Genomic DNA, 15333 nt, shown 5'->3' with positions numbered 1-15333 from the left:
GCCAAGGCCCAACGTCAGTAAATCGTTAGCTTCCACGGCTCCTTCCCTCCTGGGCAAAGGGAAAGGCTACGATGCGTCAGGAAGGAGAGTCAAGAAAGCTGATTTCCACGTCTCGCGTCGAGGAACCCCCTAAATTGACCAACATGTGTATTTTCGATAGCCAGATATTCAGTGGCCACGCATGAATGCACCGTCAACAACAAACAGCACACCATCTACAGCACGACCTTCGACACCCATATGGACGTGATATGAAACGTAAAAAAAGCGCTTACACACAAAACAATGGCATCAAAGGGTATGAAAGGTGTGATGCGTTTTCAGACTTTTTTAAAGAAGAAATATTCATAAATAGCAGTATTGTTAAATTTTCAGAGAAAATTGAATCCATAAACCCTCAGAACTACAACAACATCATTAATGGAATGCTTTCGCACAAAATCAAAGACACATCAGACAATACAAAATCACTCTATTTATACCTAAAAGGCAAAGATCCAAAGGAAATTTTTCTTTCAAAAAATCCTATTTGCATACTTGATGCATTTGATAAATACGGCAAAGAACTTGTTATGAACAAGTTGATATCTGGAATACCAATATATGATGCGCACAGCGAAGTTCGTTTTGACCTAAAGAACATTCAAAAAAGCCTCTCTAAATGCGAACAAATTACAATCATAATTGACGACCTTCAAAACCCATACGACATCATAACAAGCGAACACTTCGAAAGCCATGTTACAAAAGAAATAACAAATCACATAATTACCTTTACAATATCAGCAAACATAGAACATGCCAGACCTCTCAAGGCATACATTGTTGAACAGGACAATCATGGAAGCATTAATGAACACCCCATCATCATTCATACTTTCAAGATTAATAACGAAACATTTTCCTGCGCAGAGTACAAAAGCAATGTATATTTCGCCACATGCAGGAAGATTTATGATTCATACAAAAAAACCTGCGAATCAATAAATTATCCGAGAGTATCATTCAGAATGTTTTGCTCAATATACTACTTCTTCAAAATGAAGAATATCAGCCGCCCACCAACACTCAGTGAAGATCTATTCCAACTTGAGATAAATCTCTTAAATGACGCACGTGACGAAGCTTTCCGAACATGGATCATCAGCTCTGTAGACATTGAGAGCAAAACAGATTTTATCGACATTACAACATACACGGACAGGAAAAAAGCTATCGCCATTTCAGACGAGCTAAAACATTACGCAAAGATATCCCCAGACGACGACCCTGAATTAATTAAAAAATACATTTCTGCCTGGAAATATTTCTCTAAAAACATGGGCGCGTACGAAGAAATACTCGCAATAATTGTAGAGAAATACATGCACAAAGCGAAAGACAAGGAAATAGCCAACACAACAAAAGAACTCATCGTCGTCAATCCCGCAGATGACAGGATAATTAACTTATACAGGATAACAAAAAAAACAGCCGCAAACAAAATCATGAGCGACTTAAAAGAACTCATACAGAAACAGGCTCAAGAGTACTCGCTCCCTCAAATGGGCAATAAGAATAGACGACGCAGCGCGGGCTAGCACGCGCTAGCCTGGCACCCCCACACAATTGAGCGACAAAAGAGACAACCAGCCCCCCCCACTTCCCGAACAAAAGGTGGGGCTATAGTGGGGCTAAACACCAACAACGAAAAGAGGCTTACAAGGATATCCTTGTAAGCCTCTAATTTTACTGGTTGCGGGGGCCGGATTTGAACCGACGACCTTCGGGTTATGAGCCCGACGAGCTACCGAGCTGCTCCACCCCGCGTCACCTGCGGAATTCGGGTCCGGCGGCGTGGGCTGGCCCTTGCCGTCGGGGCGTTAGAAGTATGCCCGTCGGCCCTCGGTGTCAACATGAAATCCGAAAAAGGCTGCTAATATACGACAACACACTGGTCTTGCACGACAAAAAACATTCACACCGACCAGTCACGCAACACGAGAATGCCGGGGGGGCCGGGCGTCGGCCTCCGGCGTGCCGCACGGGACACATTCCGGCCCGTGCGCGCCTACCCCCGCAGCACCTTCAGTTCCGCCGTCAGCGGGCCGTCTTCCGGCGCGGTGACCACGGCGTAGCCGCCCGCCCCCAGCGCGCCGGGGTTCACCACCACGGTACGGCCGATGTGGTCCACCGCCCGCGATTCGTGGATGTGCCCGCACAGGCACACGTCCGGCTGCACCGCCTCGATGAACGCCCGCACCGCCGGGCTGCCCACGTGCGCCCCGTTGCCCAGCCTGTCGCACAGGCTGTTCATGGGCGGGGTGTGCACGGCCAGCACCAGCCGGGGCCAGCGGCCCGCCTCGGCCCGTAGCGCGTCCAGCCATTCGGCCAGCCGCGCCTCCGGCACCTCGCTGGGCGTGCCGAAGGGGGTGGGCGTGGAATAGCCCGCGCCCAGCAGGCCCACGCCGGGGGCCAGTTCGCGCGCGGCGCGGTGGATGTTCCAGCCGCGCCCCTCCAGCCAGCCGGTCACCTCGGCCTTGTCCATGTTGCCGATCTGGGCGTGGATGGCCGGGTTGCGTGCGGCGATGGCCGCCAGCACGCGCTCGGCCTGCCGCACGCCGCCCACCACGGTGATGTCGCCGGTGATGATCACCCCCGCCGCCTCGGACAGGCCGGGAATGTCCGCGATGGGCGAGACGTCATCGTGGATGTCGCCGAACGCGATCCAGTAGGGTGCGCTTTGCATGCCGTGCCTTCCTTGTTAGGGTGTGTTCGCAAAACGTCCTTCCGCCCGCTGGCTACGTCATGCTGCGCCTGCCATTCCGGTCAAATACGATAAGAGTATATTCCCTTCATGCCAGGCTTGCTTTCCTTGCCATCGGATCGGAAAACCTGTTTTGCGATCACACCCCGGCAGTTGTGACGGGGAGGGAGATGTGGAACCCGGTTGCCACACGGTCGCCGCCCGCGCCCGCACACTACACCACAGCCCCGCCGCCTGACAAAACCCCCGACGGGGCTGACCCGGGCCGCGCCCCGTCCGGTCCACACACCACCCGGCACGCACCCCAACACCCACGCCAACACCCACCCCAAGACCCACCATGACGCACTCAACTCCGCCAGACGCCGAAGCCCGGCAGGCCCTGCGCCGCGCCATGCTGGCCCGCCGCGCCGCGCTGCCGCCCGACGAGGCCGCCCGCCTGGGCCATGCCGCGCAGGATGCCCTGCTGGCGTCACCGGCATGGCAAAACGCCCGGCAGGTGCTGCTGTACGTGGCCGTGCGCAACGAGGCCGCCACCGCCCGCCTGCTGGACGCCGCCTGGGCGGACGGCAAGCAGGTGCTGCTGCCGCGCTGCCTGACGCCCGCCGCCGCGCCCGGCGCTACCGGCTCCGCCTCCCCCGCCGCCGACTGCGACAACGAGATGTGCCTGGCCCCCTGCGCCTGCGCAGCAGACCTCAAGCCCGGCCGCTACGGCATCGCGGAGCCGGACCCCGCCCGCTGCCCGGCCATCGACATGGACGCCGTGCCCGGCCTTGCGCCCAACTTCGCGCCCGACCTTGCCGTCATCCCCGGCGTGGCCTTCGACCGGCGGGGCAACCGCCTTGGCCACGGCGCGGGCTACTACGACCGTTTCCTGGCCCACCCGGCCATGGTCCGCACCGCGCTGGTGGGGCTGGCCTACGCGTTCCAGATCGTACCGGCGCTGCCCGTGGCCCCATGGGACCGCCCCGTCCACGCACTGTGCACCGAGGAGGGACTGACATGGCTGTAACCACCCCGTCGCTGGCCTTTCCGCCGCTTTCCGGCTCCGCCCGGTCATCCGGCTCCGCCGCCGATCCCGACGACGTCACCCCGCGCTGCATCCGCTTCGCCTTTCCCGGCGTGCCGGGGGTGCACTGCGCCTTCCAGACCCGGCGCGGCGGCATCTCCGACGGTCCGTGGGCCGGGGGCAACATTTCCTACGAGGTGGGCGACGACCCCGCCGCCGTGGCCGCCAACCGCGCCGCCCTGGCCGCAAGCCTGGACCTTGCCGAATGGGTGGAGACCAAACAGGTGCACGGCGACGCCATGATCATCGACCCGGAGCCGGTGCAACTGGCCGCCGCCCTGGCCGCAACCCCGGTGGCCCAGGCCGACGGGCTGGCCACCGCGCGCCCCGGCGTGGGGCTGGTGATCAAGACGGCGGACTGCCAGCCCATCCTGCTGGCCCACGAAAGCGGCAGATACGTGGCCGCGCTGCACGCCGGATGGCGGGGCAACCGCATCGGCTTTCCGCAGTCGGGGGTGCGCGCCTTTTGCGAGCGCTACGGATTTCCCCCGCGCGAAGTGCTGGCCGTGCGCGGCCCCAGCCTTGGCCCGGCAGCGGCGGAATTCGTCAACTTCGCCACGGAATGGGGGCAGGACTTCGCCCGCTGGTTCCGCTCGGCCAGCCGCACCATGGACCTGTGGACGCTGACCCGCCACCAGCTTGCCGAAGCGGGCCTGCTGCCGGAGCGCATCTTCGGGCTGGACCTGTGCACCCACGCCCTGCCCGACGACTTCTTCTCCTACCGCCGCGCCGCCACCACCGGGCGGCAGGCGTCCATCATCTGGATGGAAGGGTAGGGGCTGTTTCTAAATTGTCCTTTCGCCCTTTGGCCACGTCAAACTTCACCTGCCATGGCTTTGCTGTCCTTATCCGTAAGACTCGCGCTGCGCGCTCGCCTAACGGCTAAGGCTCGGTCGAATACGAGAAGAGCGCGCTGCGGTCCTCTACCGTAAGGCTCGCAAGCTCGCCTAACGGTAGAGGCATACTCCCTCATGGCAGGCTCGTTTTCCTTGCCAACGAACGAAAATCCTACTTTGGAAACAGCCCCTAGCCCGGCCCGGCTCACCGGACGCCGCACCAGCCACGCATGCGCATCCTGCTTGCCGACAACCATGACAGCTTCACGCGCAACCTCGAACATCTGCTGGTGGCCGCCACCGGATGCGTTCCCACGGTGGCGCCGGTGGACCGGCTGGCCGAGGTCACGGGCGGCTGGCCCCACTCCTCCGGGGGCGAGGCCCCTGCCGCACGCTGGGACCTGCTGGTGATCTCGCCCGGTCCCGGCGCGCCCGAGGAATATCCGCAGTACGCTCCGCTGCTGGGCGGAGAGGACACAAGGATGGCCCACGCGCACGCGGCAGCCGCCGCCCCGCCGTCTCCCCCGCCCCACACCTCCAACTCCGTGCCGGTGCCCGTGCTGGGCATCTGCCTGGGCCTCCAGATCATCAACGCCCATTTCGGCGGGGTCACCGCGCCGCTGCCGGGCTGCGTGCACGGCAAGCCGGACACGCTGCACTACGCCGGGCAGGCGCGCACCGTGGCCCGCTACCACTCGCTGCACCTGTCCGCCATGGGCGCGGGCATGCGCGTGCTGGCCCGCAACGGGCAGGGGGTGGTCATGGCCGCCCGGCACGAACGCCTGCCCCTGCTGGGCTACCAGTTTCACCCCGAATCGTTCCTCACCCCGGACGGGGTGTGGTGGATACGCCATGCGTTGCACGCTCTCGGCCTGCGCTGACGCCGACGCCTTCGCGGCCTTTGCCCTGGCCTGCGCCCGGCAGGGCACGGACCTGCTGCTGTGCCACCCGGACCCCTGTCAGGCGGATGCCGGTCACATGAATTCCGCACCCGCCGATTCCGGCGCACCTTCCGCTCCCCATGTCCACACCGCCATGCCCCCCGGCTGGACGGTCTGGCCCGGCGGCGAGGGCCAAGGCCCGTGCTGCCTCGTCGGCATCGGCCCGCGCCAGGAACTGTGCCTGGGAGACCCCGCGTCCGGTACGCACCACCCGGACCACGAACCCGGCCCGCACACCGACGCCGCGCTGGCCGCCTTTCTCGGCCTGCCGCCGCCGCTCGGGCCGCACCCCTCCGTGCGCGGCCGGGACGCCTCCCCCCTGCCCTGGCGCCCCGCCCGCACCGACCACGACATGGCCCTCGGCTTCCTGGCCTACACCTACGGCCTGCCGCGCTTCGGCATCCGCAGCGCCAAGCCCCGCGTGCTGCCGCACGCCCTGCTGCGCCGCTACCATGGGCTGGCCCGCTGGAACCCGGCCACCGGCGCGCTGACCCTTTCCGTCCACCCGGACGGCCCGCCGGACCTGGCCGCCCGCTGCGCCCGGCTGCTGACGGATGCCCCCCCGCCCGTCGCATTCACCGCGCCCTCCGGCTGCGCCGCCCTCCCGCCTTCGCTTGACCGCGCCGGGTACACGGCGGGCGTGCGCGAGGTGCTGCGCCGCATCCGCGCGGGCGACACCTACCAGTGCAACCTGTCCACCCGCTTCGGCCTGCACGCGCCGGGGCTGGACCCGGCGGCCCTGTCCCTGCACCTGTGGCGCACCCGGCCCGCGCCCTTTCACGGGCTGTTCCGGGTGGGCGCGCGCCATGTGGTCTCCGCCTCGCCGGAGCGGTTCCTGCGCGTGGATGCGCCGGGCGGCGGCCCGGCCCGCGTGCTCTCGCAGCCCATAAAGGGCACCCTGGCCTTCGGCCCCGGCACGCCGCACCCGGCCTGGCGCCCCGATCTGCCCGGCCTGCTGGCCGCCACCCCCAAGGAACGCGCCGAACTGTCCATGATCGTGGATCTGGTGCGCAACGACATCTCGGCCGACTGCGCCCATGGCAGCGTGGCCGTGTCCCGGCACTGCGCCACCTTTCGCGTGGGCGGCGCGGCCAGCGGCCTGGTGCAGATGTATTCCGACGTCACCGGCGCGCTGCGGCCCGACCGCACCTGCCTGGACCTGCTGCTGTCCGCCTTTCCCGGCGGCTCGGTGACCGGCTGCCCCAAGCGGCGCACCCTGGCCATCATCGAGGCCGGGGAACCGCACAGCCGCGAGGTGTACTGCGGCAGCCTGCTGGCCGTGGCCGACGCCCGCGCCATGGACGCCTCCATCGCCATCCGCACCGGCTGGCACGACGCCGCCGCCGGATGCTTCGAACATTGCGCGGGCAGCGGCATCGTCGTGGACTCGGACCCGGAAAGCGAATACGAGGAGACATGGGCCAAGGGAGCCAACTTCCGGGAGGTATGCGCATGATCCACTGGCGGGGCGGAGGGCTGCACGAGGGCGGGGTACGGTTGGACATCGGCAGTCCGGCCTTCCGGTACGGGGCCGGGTTGTTCGAAACCATCCTGTGGAACGGGCACGGACCCAGCCGCCTGGACGCGCACCTGGCGCGGTTGCAGGCCAGCCTGGCCCACTTCGGCCTCGTGGCCGAACCCGTGGACTACCCGGCGGTCATCGCGGAAGTGGTGCGCGCCAACGGCCTTGCCGGACGGCAGGCGCGGGTGAACATCATCGCCCCGCTGGAGGACGAGGACGCGGCCATCGCGCCGCTGGTCACCGCCGCCCCCTTCGACCCGCCCGCGCCGGACCGCACCTACAGCCTGCGCCTGGCCCCACCCGCCACGCTGGGCTCGCTGGCCCTGCACAAATCCATGAACTACATGCTGTGCTACCTGGAACGCAGGGCCGCCCGCGCCCTGGGCCAGGACGACGCCGTGCTCACCCAGCCCGGCGGCATCGTGGTGGAGGCCACCACCGCCGCCCTGCTGTTCGGCGACGGCGACTGCTTCTGCACCCCCACCGGAGGCTGCCGCCTGCCCAGCACCACCCTGGCCGCCGTGCGCGACATCCTGCCCGTGCGCGACTGCACCGTGCGCGCCGGAGAATTGCGTTCCTTCCGCCACGCCTACCTGCTCAATTCCCTGCTGGGCATGCGCCCGGTCTCGGTCATCGGCTCGCACGCCTTCACGCCCGATTTCGCCACCTGCGAGCGGTGCAATCCCGTGTTGCTGGGGGAGTGACGGGGACTGAAAAGGCCGCGACGCCGCGCGTACCGGACTACTTCTTTCTGGAATCGAACCCGAACAGACGGCCACGCACCACGGCCTCGCGGCCGTGCCGGTCGCGCAGGGCGTCCAGCGCGGCGTCCAGCTTCTTGCGGCGGCTCTCGTCGGGCGGGGTAATGGATTCGGGGGGAATTGCGGGGGCGGGGGCGTCCTGCTCGTCATGCTCGGCGGATACCCCCACGGAACGCGCGCCGTCCGCGCCCCGCGCCCCGGCGTCTCTGCCCTTCCCCGGGCCTGTCGTTTCCCGGCCCGACCGGTCCCTGCCCCTCCCCCTGCCGGGAATATCCAGCGGCAGGGGCAACTGGCGCGGGCCGTGGTGGGCCGGGCCGAAGTTGGACACCCCCACCCCGATCAGCCGCACCTTGTCCGCCAGGTCCAGGGCGTCCAGCAACCGGCACGCCTCGTCGAAGATGGTCTCGGTGGATGCCGTGGGTCCGGGCAGGCTGTGGCTGCGGGTGATGGACCGGAAGTCCGCGTATTTCACCTTCAGCGTGATGGTGCGCCCCGCCAGCCGCTGCCGCCGCAGCGACGCCCCCACCCGCTCGGACTGCGCCAGCAGCCAGCGCCGCAGCACGGCGCGGTCTGCGGTGTCCTCGGCAAAGGTGTTCTCCGCGCTTTCCGACTTGGGCTCGGAATACGGCTCCACCTCGCGCGGGTCCGCGCCGCTGGCCCGCTCGTGCAGGTGCACGCCGCCCTTGCCGAAGCGCCGTTCCCAGAACTCGCGCGAGTAACGCAGCACGTCGCCCGCGCTGCGCACGCCAAGCTGTTCCAGCGCGGCCAGAGACCGCTTGCCCACCCCCGGTATGCGGCCCACGGGCAGGGCGCGCAGGAATTCCGGCACGTCCTGCGGGTACAGGATGAACAGGCCGTCGGGCTTGTTCACGTCCGAGGCGATCTTGGCCAGGAACTTCACCGGGGCCGCGCCCACCGAACAGGTCAGCCCGCCGGTCACGTCGCGCACGCGGGCCTTCACCGCCATGCCCATGGTCTCCACCGGGCCGAACAGCCGTTCCAGCCCCGTGGCGTCCAGATAGGCCTCGTCCACCGAGGCGGGCTCCACCAGTGGCGAAAACTCGCGCAGCGCGTCCATGACGCGGCGCGAAATCTCGGCGTAGCGGCGCATGCGCCCCGGCACCACGATCAACTGCGGGCACAGCCGCAGCGCCGTGCTCATGGGCATGGCCGAACGCACGCCGAAGCGCCGCGACTCGTACGACGCGGCGGCGACGACCCCCCGGTGGGCGCCGCCCACGGCCACCGGCTTGCCCCGCAGGGAGGGGTCGTCCATCTGCTCCACGGACGCGAAGAAGGCGTCCATGTCGATATGCATGATCCAGCGCTGCGCCATGGGCGTATTCTAGCAAAGCGGACACGGGGCCGGAAGCGGGGCGCGCTTGTCCGGACTGGGGGAGGAGCGGGGGGCGGGGGCGGAAACAGGGCGGACGCCCGCCCGGCCGCTCCGGCGCGGGCACGGTGACGGCCCGCCGCCCGCCGTGCTAGACAGGTAGGCGCGCCGCCGCCGCACGGGACCGGGCAGAGCCCGGAAGGCCGTGCCGCGCGCACTCCATCGAAGCCGTCTTCACTTCCAGCCGCACCCCAACCCCCGGTCACCCATGCCAGCGTTCCGCTTCGTCCACGCCGCAGACCTGCACCTCGACGCCGCCTTCGCGGGCGTCTCGCGCGACCTTCCGCCCCGCCTGGCCGACCGGCTGCACCGCGCCACCTTCACCGCGTGGGAACGGCTGGTGGAACTGTGCCTTGCCGAACGGCCCGACGCCCTGATCATCGCGGGCGACGTGCACAACCACGAGGACGGCAGCCTGCGCGCCCAGGTGGCCCTGCGCGACGGCTGCGCGCGCCTGGCGGACGCGGGGGTGCGGGTGTTCATCGCCCACGGCAACCACGACCCGCTGACCTCGCGGGTGAAATCCCTGCACTGGCCGGGCGGGGTCACCGTGTTCGGCCCGCAGGTGGAGGCCCACCCGGTGATCCGCGACGGGCGCGTGGCGGCGGTGGTGCACGGCATCAGCCACGAGACCGACCGCGAGGGCCGCAACCTGGCCAAACGCTTTGCCCGCGCCGCCACGGCCCAAGGCATGATCCGGGGCATGGAGGTGCCCCCCGGCGCGCCGCAGATCGGCGTGCTGCACTGCAACGTGGGCGCCACCCCGGGCAGTCGCGACGCGGGCCGCTACGCCCCCTGCACCCTGGACGACCTGGCCGCCACGGGCCTGGACTACTGGGCGCTGGGACACATCCACCTGCCGCAGGTGCTGCGCGTGCGGCCCCACGTGGTCTACCCCGGCTCCACCCAGGGGCTGCACGTCAACGAGGACGGGCCGCGCGGCTGCCAGTTGGTCACCGTGCACGACGACGGCGAGGTGGAACTGGAATTCCGGCCGCTGGCCCCGGTGCGCTGGCAGGTTGTGGAAGTGTCCATAGATAATGGCGGCGGCAATGGCGGCAATGACGGCGACAGTCCCGACGATGTGGACGCGCCCGACGGCGCGGCATCATTGGAAGCGCTGCACGGCCGCATCCTGGAAGCCATGGAACGCGCCGCCGGGGAGGATGCATCCGGTACGCCCGCCTTCCCCATTGAAGTCACCCTGTTCCGGGTGGTCCTGCGCGGGCGCGGCCCGCTGGACCGCCAGTTGCGCCGCCCCGGCGCGGCCGGGGCATTGCTGGAAATGCTGCGCGAGGCCGGGGCCTCGCTGGACCCGCTGGCCCCACTGATATGGGTCAAGGACATCGAACTGCGCACCCGGCCCGACGTGGACATGGACGCGCTGCGCCGCCGCGACGACCTGCTGGGCGAAGTGCTGCGCGTGGCCGCCGCCGCGCGCGGCCTGCCGGTACCGCCTGCGGGCGACCCGGCCGCCTGCCCGGCGGGTGGCGATGCCGCCGCGTCCCTTGACGGGCCACCGCCCGACAGTTCCCCCCCGCCCGATCCCGATACCCTGCGCGCCCTGGCCGCCGCCGTGCTCGGCCCGCTGTACGACGGCGCGCGCGGCCGACGCTTCCTCGGCCCGTCCGATGCCCTGTCGCCCGAAGACCTGGCCGCCCTGCTGGACGACGCCGAACGCATCTGCTGCGACATGCTGGAGGCCGACTGATGTACATCCAGCGCGCGCATATCGATGGCTTCGGGGTTCTCGCGGGCCAGACCATCCCGCACCTGCCGCCGGGGCTGTCCATCTTCCTGGGCAGCAACGAGGCGGGCAAGTCCACCTGCCTCGACTTCTTCCGGGCCATGCTGGCGGGCTACCCGCGCAGCCGCGCCGCGCACCGGGTGCCCCTTTCCGGCCGCGCGGCCGGGGCGGGCGGCACGCTTACCCTGCACACCGACCGCTGCGGCGTGGTGCGGCTCACCCGCCGCCCCGGCCCGCACGGCGGCACGCTGACCCTCACCGACGCCCAGGGCGCGCCCCTGGACCCGGAACTGGCCACCGCCCTGCTGCACGGTGTCACCCCGGATCTGTACCGCAACATCTACGGGTTCAGCCTGTCGGAATTGCAGGAATTTTCCTCGCTCTCGGCGGAAGGCGCGCGCAACGTGCTGCTGGGCGCCGGGGCCGGACAGGGGCTGCGTCCGCCCAGCCAGTTGCTGAACGACCTTTCCGGCCGCATGGCCGCGCTGTACCTGCCGGAAGGCCGCAAGAAGCCGCTCAACGAGGCGTTGAAGGAACTGGAAGTCCTGCGCGCCAGCCTGCGCGCCCACGAGCGGGACACCGCCCGCTACGACGCCCTGTCCGCGGAACTGGACGACCTGTCCGCCCGGCTGGCCGGGGTGCGCGGCGACCGCGCCACGCGCGAGGCGGAGCACCGCGCGCTGGAACGCCGTCTGGGCGTGTGGCGGCAGTGGCAGGAACTGATGGCGGTGGAAGGGCAACTGGCCCGGCTGGAGGTGGTGGTCGAGCGCTTTCCGCAGGACGGCGGGGCGCGCTTCGAGCGGGAGCGCGAGCGCGCCTCCGAACGCGCCCTCCGGGCGCAGGGGCTGCGCGGCCAGTTGACGACGCTGGAGGCCACGCTGACGCAACGCACGCCGGACGCCCGGCTGCTGGCCGCCGCGCCGGAACTGCGCGCGTTGCTGGAGCGCAAGGCCAGCTACCGCAACGCCCGCGCCGCCCTGCCCGCCCTGCTGGCCGACATGGAGCGCAACCGCGCCGACCGGGAACGGCTGCTGGCCGCCCTTGGCGCGGACTGGACCCCGGAACGGGTGCGCGGCTTCGACCGTTCGCTGTTCACGCGCGAGGCCATGGCCGCGCACGAGGCGGCCATGGAAACGGCCGGGGCCGACCTGCGCCAGGCCCGCGCCGAGCGCGACCGCCGCGCCGCCGAGCACGAGGCCGCCCGCCACGCGGCGGAACTGGTCCATGTTCAGGTCCAGGCCCAGGCCGACGGGCTGGGCGCGGACCCCGCCGCCGCGCCGGACGCGGAACAGGCCGAACGGCTGCGCACCCTGCGCGCCCAGGCCGGGGCCGCCCTGGCCGAACTGCCGGGCCTGCGCGCCCAACTGGACGTGCAGGCCGCCGCGCTGGTCCGGTCGCTGACGGACATTTCCCCCCGCTGGACCCCGGACACCCTGCGCGGGCTCGACACCTCGCCCCGCGCCCGCGAGGCGTTGGCCGCCCGCGCCCGCACCGTCAGCGACGCCACCGACGCGGCCCGCGACGCCGCCCGCCGCGCCGACGAACTGGCCGCGCAACTGGACGACCTGGCCGCCCGCCGCGACCGGGCCATCCTGGCCGCGCGGGCCATCTCCGCTGCCCCCGGAGAGGAGTTGGACCGCCGGGCAGACGCCGTGCGCCGTCTGCGCCATGTGGCCAACGGACTGACCCTGGAGGCGGAACGCGCGGCCGAGGCCGCCCGCGCCGAACGTGACCATGCGGCCACCGCGCCCGTGGTCCGCAACTCGGCAACACTGTTGACCCTTGGCGGCGCGCTGCTGGCGGCGGGCGCGATTTCCGCCGGGGCGCTGCTGGCGGCATGGCGCGGCGCGCTGGACCTTACCGGCCTGCTCGGAGAACTCGGACAGTCCGGGCTGCCCCCCCTGGCTGCCATGGGCCTCGCGCCCGTGTACCTGTGCGGGGTGGCCGCGCTGTGCGGCCTTGCGCTGCTGGCGGCGGGCTGGCCCCGGCGTGATGCGGCGGAGTTGGCCGCCCATGCGGCCCGCGCCGCCCGGCTTGCGGCGCGGCGTCAGGAACTGGCCCAGCGCAATGACGCGCTGCGCGCCGAGGCGGCCCGGCTGCTGCATGGGGCCGGACTGGACCGGACCGGGCCGAATGGGGCGGATGCCCCCATGGACGGCCCTGCCTTGCCCGATCTGCAGGGCTTGCTCGATGCCACGGAACGCGCGCTGGAACATGCCCGCGACGAGCGCGCCCGGCGCGACCGGGCCGATGCCGAGGCGGCCGCCCGGGAGACCGACTGCGTCACCCTGCGCATCCGGCACATGCAGGCCCTGCACATCCGCGAGGCGGCGGAAGCGACCCTGCATCAGGCCCGCGCGGACTGGACGACGTACTGCGCCGGACTCGACCTGCCGGAATCCTTCACCCCCGAGGCGGCGGCCGGGCTGTTCGACCGGGTGGACGCTTGCGCGGCCCGCGCGGCCCAGGCCGATGCGCTGGCCGCCCGGGTGGCGGCCCTGAAGGAACAGGTGACCGCGCTGGCCGAAGCCGCCCGCGACGTGCCCGCCCTGGCCCCGCTGTGCCCCGACGGACCGGACGGGCCGGAAGTGAACGACGAGGCGGCCGCCGCCCTGCTGGCCGGGGTGGACCGACTGCTGGCCGACCTGCGCGCCGCCGAGGCCCGGCGGCAGGAGCGGGAACGCGCCATGTCGGAACTGGCCGCCCGGCGTGAGCGGGAACAGCAGGCCCTGGCCGCCTTGCAGGCGGCCGAGGCCGCGCAGGAAGCCGCCACGGCCACGGCGGGCGCGGCCACCGGCGCATGGCGCGACTGGCTGGCCCAGCGCGGCCTGTCCCCGGACCTGACCCCGGCCACCGCCCGCGACGCCCTTGCGGTCATGGACGACTGGCTGCGCCTGGACAACGAGGCCACCGGACTGGCCGCCCGCCGCGCCGCGCTGGAGGCGGAACTGGCCGCGCTGGAAACCCCGCTGGCCCGCATTGCCACGGACTGCGCCAGCGCCCTGCCCGACGCCGCCCGCGCCGAAGACTCCGTGACCATGCTGGACGCGCTGGCCACCGCCGCCGAAGCCGCCGTGTCCATGGCCGCCGAACGGGACAGGCTGGCCGCCCGCCACGCGGAACTGCTGGCCGAACTGCGCGAGGCCGAGGCCGCCCACGCCGCCGCCGAGGCCGCCGTGGCCGAACTGCTGGCCGCCGGTGGCGCGGCCGACGGGGAAGACTTCCTGCGCCGCGCCGCGTTCTTTGCCGAACGGCAGGAACTGCTGCGCCGCAAGGGCGACCTGACCGGGCACCTGTCCGCCGCCCTGCCGGACATTTTCCCTGGCAGCACCGCACACGTGCCGGACGGCGCATCCCCCGCCCCCCCCATTCCGTCGGCAGACCCGCTGGCCGTGCTGCGCGCCGAACTGGCCAGCGCCGACCGGGAGGCCATGCAGGCCCGCTGCGACGAACTGGCCACGGAACTGGCCGGACTTGCCGCGCGGGAGGCGGAACTGGTGCAGCGCATCGCCGACTTGCGCGCCCAGCGCGATCTGGTGACTTCGGCCGACGAGGTGGCCGCCCTGCGCAGGCAGGAGGCCGCCCTGCTGGAATCGGCCCGCCAGATGGCCCTGGAATGGAGCCGCAACGCCCTGGCCCGCCACCTCATCGACACGGCGCGGCGACGCTTCGAGCGGGAGCGCCAGCCCCACGTGATCCGCGAGGCGGCCGCCATCTTCCGGACCGTCACCGGGGAGCGCTGGCAATCCATCGCCGCCTCGCTGGAGGACGGCGTGCCCCGCGCCGTGCCCGCCGATGGCGAGCCGGTGCCGCACGAGCACCTCAGCCGGGGCACCCGCGAGCAGTTGTACCTGGCCCTGCGCCTGGGCTACGTGCGCACCCACGCCCTGCACGCCGAGCCGTTGCCGCTGATCATGGACGACATCCTGGTCAACTTCGACCCGGAACGCGCGGCGCGCACCGCCGCCGCCCTGGCAGACCTGTGCGGGACGGGCGCCGGTGGGGAAGACGGCGGACAGCCCGCCGACGCCACCGGACGCGCGGACGCGGGCACCCCGGACAATCCCGGCAGCACAGGCAGCCCAAGCGGTGCGAAACCGCACCAGATCCTGTTCTTCACCTGCCACCCGCACACCGTGGACATGTTGCGGCATGCCGCGCCCGGAGCGGCCCTGTTCACCGTGGAACGCGGAACCATCACCCCGGCCTCCTGAACCTCCCGGCGCGCCGCCGCCCCTTAGCCCGTCCTTCAGCCCCCTTCCGGTTGACGCGACCGCCCGGCCCGGCCATACCATGGGGGCGGTTCCCCCGGTTCCGG

General features: G+C 69.6%; 10 protein-coding genes and 1 tRNA gene. 8 read left to right on the top strand and 3 right to left on the bottom strand.

Annotated features, from left to right (window positions below; genetic code table 11):
- Positions 1 to 251 precede the first annotated feature (251 nt).
- On the top strand, positions 252 to 1580 hold the full coding sequence (locus V6B97_RS07545) for a hypothetical protein (RefSeq protein WP_333505886.1): 1329 nt from the start codon (positions 252 to 254) through the stop codon (positions 1578 to 1580).
- Positions 1581 to 1732: 152 nt separating this feature from the next.
- On the opposite strand, the gene V6B97_RS07540 is transcribed toward V6B97_RS07545, so the two are convergent.
- Both V6B97_RS07540 and V6B97_RS07535 read right to left on the bottom strand, forming a co-directional pair.
- Positions 1733 to 1809, bottom strand: a tRNA-Met gene (locus V6B97_RS07540).
- A 241-nt stretch (positions 1810 to 2050) separates the two neighbouring features.
- Positions 2051 to 2728 (bottom strand): metallophosphoesterase family protein, encoded by a 678-nt coding sequence (locus V6B97_RS07535; RefSeq protein WP_333505885.1) that lies wholly within the window; start codon positions 2726 to 2728, stop codon positions 2051 to 2053.
- A gap of 358 nt (positions 2729 to 3086) precedes the next feature.
- On the opposite strand from V6B97_RS07535, the gene V6B97_RS07530 reads away from it, so the two are divergent.
- The 5 genes from V6B97_RS07530 (at position 3087) to V6B97_RS07510 (ending at position 7818) form a co-directional block, all read left to right on the top strand.
- Positions 3087 to 3758 carry a 5-formyltetrahydrofolate cyclo-ligase gene (locus tag V6B97_RS07530; RefSeq protein WP_333505884.1) on the top strand — a complete coding sequence of 224 codons (672 nt, stop codon included), beginning with the start codon at positions 3087 to 3089 and terminating at the stop codon, positions 3756 to 3758.
- Complete coding sequence (locus tag V6B97_RS07525; protein ID WP_333505883.1) at positions 3749 to 4591, top strand: polyphenol oxidase family protein; 843 nt, start codon at positions 3749 to 3751, stop codon at positions 4589 to 4591. Before V6B97_RS07530 ends, V6B97_RS07525 begins: the two co-directional genes overlap by 10 nt.
- A gap of 290 nt (positions 4592 to 4881) precedes the next feature.
- Positions 4882 to 5532, top strand: a complete 651-nt coding sequence (locus V6B97_RS07520; RefSeq protein ID WP_333505882.1) for an aminodeoxychorismate/anthranilate synthase component II — start codon at positions 4882 to 4884, stop codon at positions 5530 to 5532.
- A complete protein-coding gene (locus V6B97_RS07515) occupies positions 5504 to 7048 on the top strand; it encodes a chorismate-binding protein (RefSeq protein WP_333505881.1) in 1545 nt (514 codons plus the stop codon). Before V6B97_RS07520 ends, V6B97_RS07515 begins: the two co-directional genes overlap by 29 nt.
- The gene (locus tag V6B97_RS07510; RefSeq protein ID WP_333505880.1) at positions 7045 to 7818 is read left to right on the top strand and encodes an aminotransferase class IV; all 774 of its coding nucleotides are present in this window, start codon (positions 7045 to 7047) and stop codon (positions 7816 to 7818) included. Before V6B97_RS07515 ends, V6B97_RS07510 begins: the two co-directional genes overlap by 4 nt.
- Before the next feature lie 37 nt (positions 7819 to 7855).
- On the opposite strand, the gene dinB is transcribed toward V6B97_RS07510, so the two are convergent.
- Positions 7856 to 9211 carry a DNA polymerase IV gene (gene dinB, locus V6B97_RS07505; protein WP_333505879.1) on the bottom strand — a complete coding sequence of 452 codons (1356 nt, stop codon included), beginning with the start codon at positions 9209 to 9211 and terminating at the stop codon, positions 7856 to 7858.
- Between the two features lie 265 nt (positions 9212 to 9476).
- Here dinB and V6B97_RS07500 point away from each other — a divergent pair, with 265 nt between their 5' ends.
- A complete protein-coding gene (locus tag V6B97_RS07500) occupies positions 9477 to 10979 on the top strand; it encodes a DNA repair exonuclease (protein WP_333505878.1) in 1503 nt (500 codons plus the stop codon).
- The gene (locus V6B97_RS07495) at positions 10979 to 15229 is read left to right on the top strand and encodes an AAA family ATPase (protein WP_333505877.1); all 4251 of its coding nucleotides are present in this window, start codon (positions 10979 to 10981) and stop codon (positions 15227 to 15229) included. Before V6B97_RS07500 ends, V6B97_RS07495 begins: the two co-directional genes overlap by 1 nt.
- Positions 15230 to 15333: the final 104 nt, after the last annotated feature.

It is taken from the genome of Nitratidesulfovibrio sp. 1201_IL3209 (genome assembly GCF_036763125.1).
Taxonomy (GTDB): domain Bacteria; phylum Desulfobacterota; class Desulfovibrionia; order Desulfovibrionales; family Desulfovibrionaceae; genus Cupidesulfovibrio.
The sequence above is the reverse complement of the archived record's forward strand: the minus strand, read 5'-3'. Positions and strand labels throughout refer to the sequence as shown.